General features: G+C 46.0%; 8 protein-coding genes. 4 read left to right on the top strand and 4 right to left on the bottom strand.

What is annotated here, in order from left to right:
- Nucleotides 1-434: 434 nt before the first annotated feature.
- On the bottom strand, nucleotides 435-665 hold the full coding sequence (locus tag JGK22_RS20105; RefSeq protein WP_293313478.1) for a hypothetical protein: 231 nt from the start codon (nucleotides 663-665) through the stop codon (nucleotides 435-437).
- A gap of 178 nt (nucleotides 666-843) precedes the next feature.
- On the opposite strand from JGK22_RS20105, the gene JGK22_RS20100 reads away from it, so the two are divergent.
- Nucleotides 844-4,788, top strand: a complete 3,945-nt coding sequence (locus JGK22_RS20100) for a PAS domain S-box protein (protein ID WP_293313476.1) — start codon at nucleotides 844-846, stop codon at nucleotides 4,786-4,788.
- A gap of 378 nt (nucleotides 4,789-5,166) precedes the next feature.
- Here the strand turns inward: JGK22_RS20100 and JGK22_RS20095 are convergent, their stop codons facing one another.
- Complete coding sequence (locus tag JGK22_RS20095; protein ID WP_293313474.1) at nucleotides 5,167-9,615, bottom strand: tetratricopeptide repeat protein; 4,449 nt, start codon at nucleotides 9,613-9,615, stop codon at nucleotides 5,167-5,169.
- Nucleotides 9,616-9,824: 209 nt separating this feature from the next.
- On the opposite strand from JGK22_RS20095, the gene rpiA reads away from it, so the two are divergent.
- Nucleotides 9,825-10,541 carry a ribose-5-phosphate isomerase RpiA gene (gene rpiA, locus JGK22_RS20090; RefSeq protein WP_293180219.1) on the top strand — a complete coding sequence of 239 codons (717 nt, stop codon included), beginning with the start codon at nucleotides 9,825-9,827 and terminating at the stop codon, nucleotides 10,539-10,541.
- A 182-nt stretch (nucleotides 10,542-10,723) separates the two neighbouring features.
- On the opposite strand, the gene JGK22_RS20085 is transcribed toward rpiA, so the two are convergent.
- Nucleotides 10,724-10,897 (bottom strand): hypothetical protein, encoded by a 174-nt coding sequence (locus tag JGK22_RS20085; protein ID WP_293219155.1) that lies wholly within the window; start codon nucleotides 10,895-10,897, stop codon nucleotides 10,724-10,726.
- A 30-nt stretch (nucleotides 10,898-10,927) separates the two neighbouring features.
- Between JGK22_RS20085 and JGK22_RS20080 the strand changes: the two genes are divergently transcribed.
- Nucleotides 10,928-12,073, top strand: coding sequence for an aldo/keto reductase (locus JGK22_RS20080; RefSeq protein ID WP_293180213.1), 1,146 nt, complete (start codon nucleotides 10,928-10,930; stop codon nucleotides 12,071-12,073).
- A gap of 489 nt (nucleotides 12,074-12,562) precedes the next feature.
- Entirely contained in the window at nucleotides 12,563-13,318 is a 756-nt protein-coding gene (locus JGK22_RS20075; RefSeq protein WP_293192834.1) for a Fe-Mn family superoxide dismutase, read from the top strand.
- 58 nt (nucleotides 13,319-13,376) lie between these two features.
- Here JGK22_RS20075 and rsmG read toward each other — a convergent pair whose 3' ends face one another.
- Nucleotides 13,377-14,102, bottom strand: a complete 726-nt coding sequence (gene rsmG, locus JGK22_RS20070) for a 16S rRNA (guanine(527)-N(7))-methyltransferase RsmG (protein ID WP_366026203.1) — start codon at nucleotides 14,100-14,102, stop codon at nucleotides 13,377-13,379.
- Nucleotides 14,103-14,160: the final 58 nt, after the last annotated feature.

Genomic DNA, 14,160 nt, shown 5'->3' with positions numbered 1-14,160 from the left:
TCCGGCAGACTCCCTGTGTCCCAAGGAGTAGAATTGTTGATTTTTTCACCCATCCATCAGCTCTTTTACGGCAAGAAAGGGATTTTGGGGCTACCAGTCAGAAACTGATAGGTGGTGTCTAGCATTTATACAACGGAAAGTTCGCCCACCACGGCTACTCTTATCATCCCCGCTTATTTCGATTCTATCATGGATTCGCTATCGCTCAATTTGCTTGCTGCTCGTTTTCATCCCGTCACTCATCCTGTAAACGGATAGAGTGCGGGACTTCCCACTCGTATTAGTTAAAACAATTGATTGCCAATTTTTTCCATTGTCGGGGATACTACAAGTACACAGGGGGTAATTGCTGTTTTAACTGCTGACACGGCAACGCCACAGGAAATATCTCCCGCACGCAGACGGTCTAGCAACTACTGCAACCGCTAAGAGGGTTAAGATGTTCTTAATTGCCGAAACCCTTGTGGTTGATTGCAATGAAAGGTCTTCCCTCGAACGTCTTCCCTCGAACGTTTTCCGTCTTCCCTCGAACGTTTTCCGTCTTCCGTCTTCCTTCTTTCGGGCCAACTGCCAACTGCCAACTGCCAACTGCCAACTGCCAACTGCCAACTGCCAACTGCCAACTGCCAACTGCCAACTGCCAACTGCCAACTGCCAACTGTCAACTGTCAACTCTTCCTTCTATACAAACACAGGGGTTGCATCGGAAGCGAAAACCAGCGCGCTGGAAAAGCTGTAATTTTGTTACAAGTTGTAACTTTTTCAAATAACAGGTTAAATTTAGTTTCACAAGAAAGTTAAATTCCAGAAAGTAAAATTAATTACAGTCGAGTTAAGCTAAAAGTGTTTGCTAAAAAAAATCATTCAAGGAACCCAGAAACCAACAATTCTCACTTGACAGGTACGGGGGACGATCTCGCGGCCACGAAAGTTTCGTCCACCAAACAACAAGTCGAACAGGATTGGTATCGAACTGTCTACGATAATTTTCCGGGCATTTACTTCGTCCTAGACGCTTTGGGAAGAGTTTTTTCCCTCAATCAATTCGGCGAATCTCGCCTCGCCTACAGGTCGCAGGAATTAATTTGTCATTCAATTTTTAACATATTTTACTGCCAAGATCAAGGGAAAATGCAGTCAGAATTTGCGAGATTGGTTCACCCGACAAAAGGTACGTCAAATCCAAAAGTCGCCTGTTGGGAAGGCTGTTTGACTCGCAAAGACGGCAAAATTATGTGGGTAAAAGCAACGGCGCGCGCTTTGCCTGCGGTAGAATGGAAAATAGACGAAAATACCGATAGTCACTCAGTTGCCAATTTCCAACGGCCGGTGGTACTGTTAGTTTGCGAAGAAATTAAGGCCGCTGCGCCGGTAGCACCGCCGCCAAATTCTCAGGACAATTGGCGCCGTTCAACTTTGGCGATCGCAAAATTAGCCAAAAGTCAACTTAAAGAACGCAACAATATAGAAGAATTCATCCGCGAAGTCACGGAAACCGCTGTCAGTATTGTCAACTGCGATCGAGCCAGTATTTGGCTGTACGGGGAAGACAAAACCCAGCTTCACTGTATCGACTTTTACGAACAAAATACCAAACTCCATTCCGTACAAATAATCATCACAGCGGCCGACTGTCCGGCGTATTTTCAAGCCTTAAAATCCGTAAATGCGATCGCAACGGTGGCAGCCGAAAATGACCCGAGAACGCGAGAACTGGCAAGTCTTTATTTTGCAGATCGGGGTACGACTGCCCTGTTGAATGTACCGATTTTGCTGGCTGGTCAAATGGCTGGAATAGTCAGCGCTGAACGCCGGGGTTCCAGCATCCAGTGGACGGAAGAAGAACACGAATTAACTACAATCTTAGCAGAATTTGTATCGTCAAGTTTGTTGGCTAGCGAAAGCTTAAAATTAGAAGCTATGCGGCGCGAACAGCAGCAAAATATGCTGAGTCAATACTACGACCAACTAGAAGAAAGAGTAGAAAGACGCACGGCAGAACTTAAAAAAGCTAACAAAAAACTGGAACAAGAAATAATTAAAAGAAAACAAGTAGAAGCAGAAATGCGCCGCCAGCACCAAGAACAGCAAATTATTTTTGATTCGGTGCCGGCGATGATTTGGTACAAAGATACGGACAGCCGCTTGTTGCGAATTAATCAAGCCGCCGCTGCATCGAGAGGTTTGCCCGCAAATCAACTAGAAGGCAAATCTTTTTATGAAATCTATCCAGACGAAGCAGAACAATATTATTTAGAAGATTTAGAAGTCATCAATTCTGGCGTTCCCAAACTGGGAAAAGTCCAACTGCTGCCAACTGCCACCGGTCACAAATGCTGGGTGCGGACAGATACAATACCTTACCGCGACGAATCAGGTCAAGTGGCTGGCGTTATCGTGTTTGCAGTAGATATTACAGATTTAATTAGAGTCGAAAGAGAACTGCGAGAAAATCGCGCTCGCCTTACTGAAAAAGTTGAGAAACGTACTGCTATGTATCGGCAGGCAATGGCCGCTCTGTATTCGGCAAATACGCAAATGCAACAGCTAATGAACAACAGCTATGCCGGGGAACACGGTAGCAGCACAGCAGCACAATTGCTCGAATGCGAAGCTTATTTTGAAGCAGTTGCCGTGGCCGATCGCGACACAATTTTGAGCGTCAGCAGGGATTTTGCCGAACTGTTCGGTTACGAACCTGCGGAAATGGTGGGAATGAGTTTGCTGGAACTGCTGTCGCCAAAATCTTACAAAATGGCACCACAAATGATTTCTGCACCCAGCAATACAGTCTGCGAAACGATTTTTCTCAGGCGGGACGGGACTGCTTTTCCTGCTGACGTGCGTAGCAAATTTGTAGTTTGCGAAGGTCGTTTGGTGCAGGTTAAAGCAGTGCGAAATCTCACGGAACGCAAATTAATGGCAGCAGAATTAGAACGATCGCGCTCTTTGTTGCACGCTACTATGGAAGCGACGGCAGACGGCATTCTGGCTGTTACTAATGCCGGAGAATTGATTAGTTTTAATGAAAAGTTAGTTCAAATGTGGGGGATTCATGAAGAAGTTAGAAACTCACTGGATAGAACGGTGCGGCTGACGTTTCTCACTAAGCAAGTTAAAGATCCGAGGGATTTTTTACAGAGAGTTAGAGAAATTTATAGCGATGCGGAGTCCGAAGGCTGCGATATTCTCGATTTTAAAGACGGCCGGACTTTTGAGCGATACACGCAGCCGATTCGAGTCGGACAAAATATTATTGGCAGGGTGTGGCGCTTCCGCGATATTACTTCTCGCGAAAAGGTGACGGCAATGTTGGGGGATTCTCAACGGCGCTTTCGGGCAATTTTTGATTCTTCTTTCCAATTTGTTAGCTTGCTAAAACCGGATGGCATTCTGCTGGAATCTAACCAAACTTCTCTAGATTTCGCGGGAATTAAGCTGCGGGATGTGGCAAATCGCCCGTTTTGGCAGGGGCCTTGGTGGGGGGGTTCTCCGGAAGTTCGGGAACAGTTGCAAGAGGCGATTTCTCGATCGGCAAAAGGTGAATTTGTCCGCTATGAAGTGGAGGTTCAAGGGGTAAACCGCACGGCAACTATCGATTTTTCTCTCAAACCGGTGGCAGACGAAACTGGTAAAATTGTCTTGCTGCTACCGGAAGGTCGAGATATTACTGAAAGCAAGCAGGTGCAAGTGGCTCTGCGCCAGCAAGTTGAGCGGGAACGCCTGATCGCCGAAATTCAATCTCGCATCCGTTCTTCTCTGGATCTCAAAGATATTCTTAAGACTACAGTAGCGGAAGTGCGGGAGTTTTTGGCCACGGATCGGGTGATTATTTTCCGCTTCCGGCCAGATTGGAACGGGGATGTGGTGGTGGAGTCGGTGGGCGCAGGATGGATGCCGCTGATGGGGATGGCGATCGAGGATTGCTGTTTTGCTAATACTTATGTGGGACAGTATTTAAAGGGCAGAATTCGCGCTGTAGAAAACATTCAGGCTTCTAATTTTGCCGAGTGCCACGTCAATTTTTTGGCCGAGTGTCAGGTGAAGGCGAATTTGGTGGTGCCCATCGTGCAGCAGGGAATCGAACACCGTGACGGCAATCCTACTTGTCAAGTGCCGAAGTTGTGGGGTTTGTTGATTGCCCACCACTGTTCGGCGCCCCGCGAGTGGCAGCCGTTTGATATGGATTTGCTGAGTGAGTTGGCTACTCAAGTGGCGATCGCGATCGAACAATCTTTACTTTACCAGCAGTTAGCTGCTGCTAACCAGCGGTTGGACGGGTTGGCGAATTTGGACAGTCTGACTCAGCTAGCTAACCGCCGTCGGTTTGACGAGGTGATTAATCGGGAATGGGAGCAGTCGAGCACTGCGGAACCGCTATCTTTGATCATGTGCGATATTGACTGTTTTAAACTTTATAACGACAATTACGGCCACCAAGCTGGGGATGCTTGTTTGCAACAAGTCGCGCGGGCGATCGGGGATGCTTGCGCCCACGCACCCGCAGAACGCCTTTATTTAGCTGCTAGGTACGGTGGCGAGGAATTTGGGGTAATTTTGCCAAATACGGATATCGCCGCTGCACAGGCTTTTGCTGAGGGAATCCGCAGGCGCGTCAAAGCTTTGGCAATTCCCCACCTCAAGTCTGTTGTCACCGATTGTGTGACTCTCAGCATGGGGGTGGCGACGATTGCTGAAGGTCAAAATTCGCCGAAGATGCTGATTGAAGCTGCTGATAAGGCGCTGTATCGGGCTAAGTCTGGCGGGCGCGATCGAGTTAACAGTTGACAGTTGTCAGTAGTCAGTTGGCAGTTGGCAGTTGGCAGTTGGCAGTTGGCAGTTGACAGTTGGCAGTTGGCAGTTGGCAGTTGGCAGTTGAGGAATTACAAAAAAACGATCGCGCCAACCGGCATAAGGTTAGGGCGATCGCGGTACTATGAATCAGCATTTATATATCGGACTCGGCGCGGAATTTTTACGCATTTTCACGGATTTTGTTACAAAAATTTACTGAAGGTTGCGTACAAATACCTTGAAATCGCTTTTCTCTACCTGATATCTCTTTTTTTTTGAACCGCAGAGGGCGCAGAGGACACAGAGGAAGAGAAGGGAGAAAGAGTTCACAACTAATGACAACTGTCAACTGTCAACTGTCAACTGACTAACCTATTTAGCTAACAGTTTCTGAAACACTTCATACATATCTTGGGCTAACTGTTTGGGATTCCACAAAGGCGCAAGATTTTCAGACTGCTTAGACTTAATTAAATGCTCTTTCACCGCATTTCTCAAACCAGCATCGCGCCCAAACTTAACTCCCCACTGCGTGTATTCTTCCCAACTCCAAGCTGCACCCACATCGAGATTTGCACTTTTGAGAAAAGCATAACCCATTCGTGAAAGATATTGGTCGCCGGATCTCGTTACTACTGGCAAATTCGCCCACAAAGCCTCTAAATTGTGAGTCCCGCCGTTGTAAGGATAGGAATCTAACAACACGTCGGCTACATAATAAATAGCGCGATGTTCTTCTTCACTTCGGGTTTGGCCGATAAACTTAATCCGTTCAAAATCTACTCCCTGAATATCGCATTCTTCGCGGTATGTGCTATGAATTATATCCGGATCGCCTTGACCTTTGCGAATCAACATACTATCTGGTACTTGCTTAAGTATTCTAACTTGAGCTTGCACCATTTCAGGATTAGTTTTTCTGCCCGGAGCGACACAGAGATAAGCCATTTGATCCAAGCCAATCCCGAGGGCATTTCTAATCGCCTCTCGATTCACAGGAATGCTTTGCAGTTCGCCAATTGCTACCGAACAATTAGGCAATCTCACTAACTGTTCTAAGTAATTTTTGTCAACACCTGGGGGATGAGTGTGTTCGTCGCACAGAAAGTAGTGATTCTCCGAAATGTATGGCGCGTCGAACCCCAACCAAGAAACGCAAATCCCCGCCGGATATTGGTACAAAACTTCGACATTTGTCGGTACTGTCATGGAGTCTAAGTCTATTAAAACATCCAAATCGTCTTGGACTACTTCGGCGAAGATTTCGCCACCGTCAGCAAAACCGTTGGGATATTTTTTCGGCCAGTAAAACTTGCCGGCCATTTCTTCAAACCGCTGTGTAACTTCGTCTCGGTTGAGTTTACCTGTTACGTAAAGATGAACGTGGGGAGTGATGCGACTTAATTCGCGGATTAAGGCTTCGCTGCACCAGCCTACGGAGTGGCGGCGGAAGTGTTTGGAAAGGAAGCCGATTTTTAATGGCTGTTGTTTGGTTAAATAATTTGCGGATTTGATTCTGTTGGCTTGCTGTCGCTGCGGGACGGCTTTTTGGTAGTATTCTTTGGCAATTAGTCGGTAGAAACTGGCATTTTTTTCGCGGTTGTCTCGGAGGTGGGAAACTGCAAACAGGAAGATTTCGTAAAGCAGTTTGAGTTCGATGACGCTAAAGGTTTCGACTTTTTCGTAGCAGAGTTGTTCGATTTCTTCGAGTTTCTGAATTGCCTGTTTGCTGACTCCTGATTGGAGGTAGGAAAAGACGTAGGCTGTGGCTGACATGACTGGGGCATTTTCACCGCAGAATTCGCAGTATTTGTCGGCGACGCTGCGGGCTCTGGCTAGGTTGGTGGAGTGGCTTAGCAAGTCGCACAGTTGTTGGTGGGCTTCGCTGTATTTGGGGTTGCATTCGATCGCCTTTTCAAAATATGCGATCGCCTCCAACGGCTTATCTTGCTTCTGAATGTGTCCCATCCGGCAGTAAACCTCTGCCCAATCCGGTTTTAAGGCCAAAGCTTGCTGATAGCTGGCTAAAGCTTCTTCCAGCAGGCCCTGCATGGACAAACAACTGCCGATGTTCGCGTGAACTTCCGGCCAATCGGGCTTAATTTTCAGAGTATTTTGATAATTAGCAATCGCTGCTTCGTAGTTGTATTGCTGCATGAAAGAATTGGCTAAATTGAAGTGCAGCACTTCTAATTCGGGTTTTAAAGCTACAGCTTGCTGGTATGCGACGATGGCAGCATCGAGATTTCCTTGCTGCGATCGCGCGCTGGCGATGTTACCATAGGCCTCTGCCCAATCCGGTTTAATGGCGATCGCCTTTTGGTAGCTTTCGATGGCTTCGTCGCGCTTACCTTGACTAAACAGTCGGTTTCCTAAGTTGAAGTGGAAGTCGGCGCCGACAAGCTGCGGGTTGAGTTCGGATGTTCTCTGAAAACAGGCGATCGCAGCTTCGACGTTGCCATGTTTGTGATATACTTTGCCTAAATTCCAGTGAGCGCCCGCTAAATCTGGACTCAGGGCGATCGCTTGTTGGTAATGGGCGATCGCCTCTGGCAAACGACCCATTTTGAAATACATACTGCCGATATTGGCGCGCACTTCCGCAAAATTTGGCTGCAATTCTAAGGCTTGAGAATACGATCGAATCGCAGCTTCCATTTTACCAACCGCTTGCAAAGCATTGCCTAAAGTTACATAAGCATGGGTATAATCAGGTCTAATTTTGATAGCTTGATGGCACGCTGCGATCGCCTCTTGAATTTTCCCTTTAACTAAAAAGTTTTCTGCCAGTTTTTTGTACTGTTCTACTTCTTGAAAATTAGCAACTTGTGTGATATCTGGAACATTCAGCGAGGTAACTTGTTCGGAAACTTCAGCAGGGTTGGTAAACGGAGTATTTAAATTTTCAGGATTAGGTGCTGGTGGCAAATTGATACTCGAAGGCTGCAATCCATAGCCTTCATCTTTGTTGACAGATACTGGTTTTTCCTCATCAGATTCTGTTTCTAATGCGAGAAATTTGCTATCGGTAGTTTGTTGCTGTTTTTGTGCGGTTAAACTGGATAAAATTTCCGCAGCGCTGGCATTTCCCGGTTGCAGTTGCAGGACTTTTTGGCAGCAAGCAATTGCCGCATCTAACTTTCCTTGCTGCTGCAAAACGCTGGCTAGCATCAAATTCACCGAGCACAAACCGGGATTAATAGCAAGAGCTTGTTGGTAAGCCTTTGCCGCCTGTCCCAATTGCCCTAACTTGTAATACATACTGCCGAGATTCGCGCTGGCTTCTGCTAAATCCGGCTGAAGTTTTAAAGCTTGCAAATAAGCTTGAATTGCCATTTCTAGCTGGTTTTGGCCGTGCAGGGCATTGCCCGCTGTCAGGTACGCGGGAGCAAAATTCGGTTGAAATTTGATGGCGAGGTTGCATTGGGCGATCGCGCGATCGAATTCTCCTTGCAAAACATAAACTTCCGCCAACTTTTTATGAACTTCCGCATCTTTGGGATTGCACTCTAAAGCTTTCTGATAACTCTCGATGGCGCCACCGAGATCTCCTCTATCTTTCAGGCGATTTCCCTTGACAAAATATGTTTGAGCTGATTCTAAATCCACCAAAAACTCTTGGATCATTTGCTCTGCCACTCTTACAGGTTTTACACTAATACTATTCAGCCATTCTACCCACTCTCGGGCTCGCACAGACCAAGTAGACCCTCGATTGATATATTCTACCTGCTGTCTCAGATGAGTTTCAGCAATTGCACCGCCCGTACCCGTAAACTCTTTTAAAACTTCGACTGTCGCATCTAAAAACCGCCTTGTATATCCCTCCCAATCCGGTGTACCTGCACGCTTCCAATCAGTTACCGATGCCAAATTTTCCACCCCTGACATAGAAACTAGACGCGCAAATCCAGCCGTTGTTTCCGGCAAAGCTGCCAATTCACTCGTCACAATGCGGCAACCGCTAGCCATCGCCTCCATCACCGCAATCGATGACGTTTCTAAATAGCTATTCGGGTAAGCTAAAACCGCGACTGAACGCAGTTGCCGGACAAGTTCGGGTTGCGGTACAGAACCGACATACTCGACACCTTCTATTTCCTGACACTCTTCGTAAAGTTGATCGAAACAAAGCTGATTATCATTGTCGTCTATTTGGTGTACTTTCATGCTAGAAAATACTTTTAATCTGGTTCCGGGGACAGCTTGACGAATTTCGGGAAAAACTTTTAATAAAATATCCAGTCCGCGAAACGGAGTGCTGGTGTAAGCTAGAATGGGCGGTCGAGATTTTTGAGATTGGATCGAAATATTATCGGCAAAAATGTTAGCAAAACAAGGTGCGATCGCATTTCTGAAAACATAACTGCGATTGAAGTCAATCCCAAAACGAGTGTGAAATTGCTCGCGCTGCCACTCGCTGACAAAAACCAAAGCATCACAAGCATTAATTTCTAGCTCATTCTTGAAATCCTTAAGAAAAACAAAGCCAGGTTCGTTATGAATCCACAAAATCAATTTAGTGTGCGCGCCCAAAAAAGGCTTAATTTCCAGTGCCTTACCAACTATATTGACTACAACCAAAAAATCGAGCGATCGCAATAATTCCAAATTAGCACTGTCCGCCACCCGCAGCCTGCAATCAACCCCGCGCCACATCCCCGGTTCCGAAGTATTGTTGAGTAGAAATACCTCATTTCCCAGGGCTGCCAACGCCTCAGCTAAATAACAAATAGCCGACTGAGTGCCGCCCAAAGGTTCGCGGTAAGGAGTTTCAATGTTGTAATCCCAAGTGTAGGTATCGAGAAATCCGATTTTCATTATGGCAATTATCCGCCGATTTGTGAACTAGATTTTTTTAACCACAGAGGGCGCAGAGGGCGCAGAGAAGAAAGAGAGAATTTCCCACTTGAAACAATTTGCGAGTGCCGTCTCTTCTGCTTCTTACTCTCTGCGTTCTCTGCGCTCTCTGCGGTTAAAAAAATCCATAATAAATGGTATAATCTTAAAGCTATTGAGGATTACCGAACATGACCACAGAACAAGACCCCGTAAAATTGATGAAACAGCAAGTTGGCTTTGCTGCTGCCGATCGCGTAAAATCTGGTATGATTGTCGGACTCGGCACGGGGTCAACTACAGCTTATACTATTCAAGCATTGGGCGATCGCATAAAATCAGGCGAACTCAAAGATATCAAAGGAGTTCCCACATCCTTTCAATCAGAAGTATTAGCCAAACAGTACGGAGTACCGCTGACAACCCTCGACGAAATTGACAGAATTGACGTAGCCATTGACGGCGCTGACGAAGTAGATCCGCACCTCAACTTAATTAAAGGTGGTGGCGCCGCCCACACCCGCGAAAAAGTAGTCGATTGTCTCGCTGCTCAGTTTATTGTAGTAGTTGACAGTTCCAAAATGGTAGATAAATTGGGTTCGACTTTTCGCGTCCCCATCGAAGTTATACCGATGGCAATTACCCCCGTTACTCGCGCCATTGAAAAATTGGGCGGTAAACCAGAACTCCGCATGGGAATCAGAAAAGCAGGCCCGGTAATTACCGACCAAGGTAATATGGTAATCGACGTTCAATTTGATAACCTTGACAATCCTGCGGAATTAGAAAAAACTTTGAATAACATTCCAGGCGTGTTAGAAAATGGCTTGTTTGTCAATTGTACAGATTTGGTTTTAGTAGGCGAAATTAAGGACGGCAAACCTGTAGTGCGGGAAATTTCTAAATAGTTATAGTAGGGTGAATCAGGAAGGAAAAGTTTAGCAGTCTACTCAAGAATATTCAGCCTGAAGCACCCTACGGTTAATTAGCTACTCAAGCTTTTTATATCATGTCCGATCGATTAACCGCATTAAAATTCGTTCGTAGTGCGGACTTAAGTCCGTACTACAAACCGTTTTTGTTATGGCAATCAAGAGGACATGATATTACCAATTCCCAATTCCCAATTCCCAATTCCCAATTCCCAATTCCCAATTCCCAATTCCCAATTCCCAATTCCCAATTCCCAATTCCCAATTCCCACCTCACTCACTTCAAAATTGCTATAATAGTATAAATTCGTATCTCTATTTTGATCGTGCAATATCGCAGATTCGGCCGCACAGAATTATCCATGCCCGTCTTTTCCTGTGGCGGCATGAGATATCACCACAAATGGCAAGATGTGCCAGCAAATGAGATTCCACCAGACAATCAACAAAATCTAGAATCGACAATTCGCTACTCAATCGAATGCGGTATCAATCACATAGAAACTGCTCGCGGTTACGGCACTTCTGAGATGCAGTTGGGGTGGATTTTGCCGCAGTTCCCTCGCGAAAAGTTGATAGTACAAACAAAAGTTTGTCCTCAAGCCAACTCCGAGGCATTTCGCGAAGAATTTGATAAATCCTTAGCTTATTTACAGCTAGAATACGTCGATTTATTTTCCATACACGGCATTAATACCTGGGAATTTCTAGAGGATTCTATGCGCCCGGGCGGCTGCTTGGATGTGGCAAAAAAATTGCAAGCAGAAGGCAAAGTTCGGTTTATTGGTTTTTCAACTCACGGCCCTACGGATGTGATTGTCAAAACTATTGAAACCAATCAATTCGATTATCTTAACTTGCACTGGTACTACATCAATCAAAATAATTGGCCCGCAATTGAAGCAGCCAAACGTCACGACATGGGCGTTTTTATTATCAGTCCTTCCGACAAAGGCGGTCAACTTTACAATCCGCCCCAAAAGTTGGTAGACTTGTGCTATCCGCTGAGTCCAATGGTGTTTAATGATTTATTTTGTTTGTCGCACCCGCAAGTACATACTTTGAGCGTGGGTGCAGCAAAACCTGAAGATTTTAACGAGCATCTAAAAGCTGTAGAATTGTTAGATAAAGCTGATGAAATTTTGCCGCCGATATTAGCAAGGCTGGAAAATGCAGCAATTGATAAATTAGGAGAAGATTGGTTTAAGACTTGGGACTTCGGTTTGCCAACTATCGAAAATACTCCCGGAGAGGTTAACATTCGAGTGATTTTGTGGCTGTGGAATTTGGCGAATGCTTACGATGCGATCGACTATTGCAAGATGCGCTACAACCTTTTGGGTAACGCCAGCCACTGGTTTCCGGGCAAAAAAGCCGATCGCCTCGACGAATTAGACTTGCGCCGCTGTCTCGCCCACAGCCCCCACGCTGCGAAAATTCCTAGTATATTGCAAGCAGCCGATCGACTTTTTGGAGGCGAAGCCGTGCAACGCTTATCCCAAGAATAATATAAAAAACCCGGTTTCGAGACAGAAACCGGGTTTGTGAGCCGGAACACGTGAGACTTATGCACGCGTACCTCATTAGCCTATACTTGAGTTGTTCTTACCAACATCACCCATCCTTCTCATCCATTCGGGCGATAAGTCAGTAGTCATTAGTCATTAGTCATTAGTCAGCTCGCGAAGCCGAAGGGTAGTGATTAGTCATTGGGTGCATCTGGCGCAAGGCAAATATATCCGTAGGGGCGAAGCATGACCGCAGTCAATATGAGATGATAACTAATAACTTATATGCGGTCATGCTTCGCCCTCTTCCTTGCGCCAGATGCACCCTTAGTCATTAGGAAAGAAGAAGATATACACAGCAAGCTTGAGCGCGAGTTGTATTTTAAGTTTAATTAGGTATATTTACGATTTTATAATTTTTTTCCCAACTTCCTCCCCTTTTGCTTTAATCTGAGATAAAACAGTTAATAATTCACTTAGGGATCTTTTATGACACTCCAACGCCGAGATTTCTTGTATTTGCTAACAGCCACCGTCGGAGCTATTACCGCAGGTGCTTGCCAAGCGTCAGGCAATAGTGTAGCGCAAGCAAGTCCATCCCCAGAAAGCCCAAAAATAGCCCAAACTCCCGGGCCTTTTACACTACCGCCTCTGCCTTACGAATACAACGCTTTAGAACCGCACATCGATGCGCGGACAATGCAATTTCACCACGACAAACACCACGCAGCTTACGTTAAAAACCTCAACGATGCTGTCAATAAATACCCGAATCTTAAAAACGTGAGTGTTGAAAATATGCTCAAAGATTTGAGCAAAGTGCCGGAAGATATTCGCACAACTGTACGCAATAATGGCGGCGGACACCTCAATCACAGTATGTTTTGGGAAATCATGAGTCCCAAAGGCGGCGGCGAACCCACAGGAGCAATTGCCACAGCAATTAAGCAAAATTTCGGCAGTGTTGAGGATTTTAAAGCCAAATTCAACGAGGCTGGTACTAAGCGTTTTGGCAGCGGTTGGGTGTGGCTAGTTCGCAATAAAGCTGGTAAACTTGAGATTACAACTACTGGCAATCAAGACAGTCCTTTCAGTGATGGCAACTATCCCATTATGGGCAATGATGTTTGGGAACACGCTTATTATCTCAAATACCAAAACCTGCGTGCAGACTACTTAAAAGCGTGGTGGAACGTGGTTAATTGGGCGGAAATTAACAAACGCTACGAAAAGGCGATCGGTTAGTTTAACAAAGATACAGTGGCGGTTGTTTCAACCGCTATTGTATCTAAAATGGCTTCCGCTAGCGAATCGGGCGATCGAGCTTCTGTACAGTTTTCCGCAAATAAACGCAGTGGCGCGCGCCCTGACTCGCAGGCGTGGTGAATGATTCGACTGACTCAAGCGTACCGCCCAAACGCTCGATCGCACTTTGCAACTCTTCCTCTTCCTCTACCGTCCAATTTCCCCGGTAAAGTACCGCCAAACCGCCGTTTTTCAGGAAAGGTAGCGCGTATTTAGCGCACAGAGAAGCTGCTCCAACTGCCCTCAGAAATGCGATATCGTAAGCTTGTCTGTGCTGCGGTTGTCGGGCAATTTCATCGGATCTGCCCAGCAAAGTCGTAGCATTTTTGATCCCTAAAGACGGCAAAACCGTGTCCAAGAAAGTAATTTTCTTGCGAGTAGAATCCAGGAGAGTGACTGATAAATGTGGAAGGGCGATCGCGATCGGCAAACCAGGAAAACCCGCACCAGTCCCGATATCGATCGCTTTGAGCGGGGACTCAACGGGAAAATCGTTATTTTCCGGCGAATTGTGATTAACCGGCAGCAGTCTCGCAATTCCCCGCAGAGAATCCCACAAATGTTTTTCCCAAAACTCGATCGGCTCAATAATTCGAGTTAAATTCAAGGAACGATTGCCTTCAACAATTAACTCATAAAGCCGCTGAAATTGTTGCTGCTGCGACTCATCCGGCTCCCAATTCAGCGTTTTTTGCCACAATTCATTCATTTGGGGTAACATCATAATTTCTGTCTGGTTCATCTTCTAATAACCATCGAAAGAACTAATGACAAAGTTTGCG

The sequence above is a fragment of the Microcoleus sp. PH2017_08_TRC_O_A genome (assembly GCF_020738665.1).
Classification (GTDB): domain Bacteria; phylum Cyanobacteriota; class Cyanobacteriia; order Cyanobacteriales; family Microcoleaceae; genus Microcoleus.
This window is presented reverse-complemented; position numbering and strand designations above follow the sequence as displayed.

What these genes read in the sequence shown, in the direction of transcription:
- JGK22_RS20095 (WP_293313474.1), bottom strand. Translation starts at nt 9,615, where the DNA reads ATGAAAATCGGATTTCTCGATACCTACACTTGGGATTACAACATTGAA.
- rpiA (WP_293180219.1), top strand. Translation starts at nt 9,825, where the DNA reads ATGACCACAGAACAAGACCCCGTAAAATTGATGAAACAGCAAGTTGGC.
- JGK22_RS20080 (WP_293180213.1), top strand. Translation starts at nt 10,928, where the DNA reads ATGCCCGTCTTTTCCTGTGGCGGCATGAGATATCACCACAAATGGCAA.
- JGK22_RS20075 (WP_293192834.1), top strand. Translation starts at nt 12,563, where the DNA reads ATGACACTCCAACGCCGAGATTTCTTGTATTTGCTAACAGCCACCGTC.
- rsmG (WP_366026203.1), bottom strand. Translation starts at nt 14,102, where the DNA reads ATGATGTTACCCCAAATGAATGAATTGTGGCAAAAAACGCTGAATTGG.